We start from the raw sequence: 1054 nt of genomic DNA, 5'->3' as shown, positions 1-1054 counted from the left end.
CTTAGGTTTTGAGTGTGTGGTTACCTCATAAATACCTAAGATTTTAGGGGGTGGCAAGTTTTTTGCTTATAAACCCACTTAAATCAAGGATTATTAGCTTATTTAATATAAAACTTTTTACAATACGATAGGGGAGGGAGGAGTTTAATTATGAAAAAAACAACTGTTCTTATTTTGGCGATTGTATTGTTAGGTATTGGAACGGCTTTTGCAGCGGGATACAAACTGTATGTTGAACCAGTTACAGGGGATGAATTGGATGAGCTTGTAAAGTCCGAGCCTTTTGAGTTTAATGTTGAGTCAAACACTATTGAACCCAATCCGGAAGGTTTTTATCAAATGGGCAAATTCATTGCTACTAGTGCCGGTTCTGTTACTACAAGTGAGATGATTCCTGCTTTTGGTCAATTAGATGTAAATCGGTTTAACCTACTGGTCCTTCAAAAGAAGGTCGTTGATGGTTTGAATCAAGAAGAAGCTGAAAAACTCGCTTTTGAAGGGGTCATTCAAGAAGCTGCATTTTTAACAAAAGCCCGGGAACTAGGCATTGAAATTACGGATGATGAAGCACTTCAGTTTGTGGCCCAATTGCGTCAAAGGCATGAATTACCGGCAGAAGAAGGCAGCAGTAAATATGCAGAACAAGTTAATACTAAAGCTTTTATTGAGGGATTAGGCATTACAGAAGATGAATATTGGGAAGAGTTTGTCGTTCAATCTATAAAAAAAGACCTGTTGATAAGTGAATTAACCAATAAAGTCATGCAAGAGGTTGGATCTGCCCAAGCTACGCAAGATTTGGGACAGCTTTATGATAAGATCGTAGAGAAATATAAAGAGGAACATAAAGATGAAATTGAGGCGTTTAAGAAAGAGGTTTTTAATGAAAAGTAAACAACTTGAACAAATTAGAAATGTCACTTTTTACCTGAATCCGTGACATATGGGCGGGATTGGTTTAAATATTTGCCACATGATGACTTATAGACATTAAAATGATCACAAAATATTTGATTATCACCTTAAATACCTATATATTCCAGCCCATCCCCCG

The 1054-nt window shown here is 36.6% G+C and carries 1 protein-coding gene; it reads left to right on the top strand.

Features of this window, described 5'->3' with window-relative positions; genetic code table 11:
* Positions 1 to 150 precede the first annotated feature (150 nt).
* Positions 151 to 894, top strand: a complete 744-nt coding sequence (locus IEW48_RS16725; protein WP_188624716.1) for a SurA N-terminal domain-containing protein — start codon at positions 151 to 153, stop codon at positions 892 to 894.
* Positions 895 to 1054: the final 160 nt, after the last annotated feature.

Source organism: Caldalkalibacillus thermarum (assembly GCF_014644735.1).
GTDB classification, from domain to species: Bacteria; Bacillota; Bacilli; order Caldalkalibacillales; family Caldalkalibacillaceae; genus Caldalkalibacillus; species Caldalkalibacillus thermarum.
The sequence above is the reverse complement of the archived record's forward strand: the minus strand, read 5'-3'. Positions and strand labels throughout refer to the sequence as shown.

Bases quoted from the DNA above. Each gene is read 5' to 3' on its own strand.
- IEW48_RS16725 (WP_188624716.1), top strand. From the start codon at position 151: ATGAAAAAAACAACTGTTCTTATTTTGGCGATTGTATTGTTAGGTATT.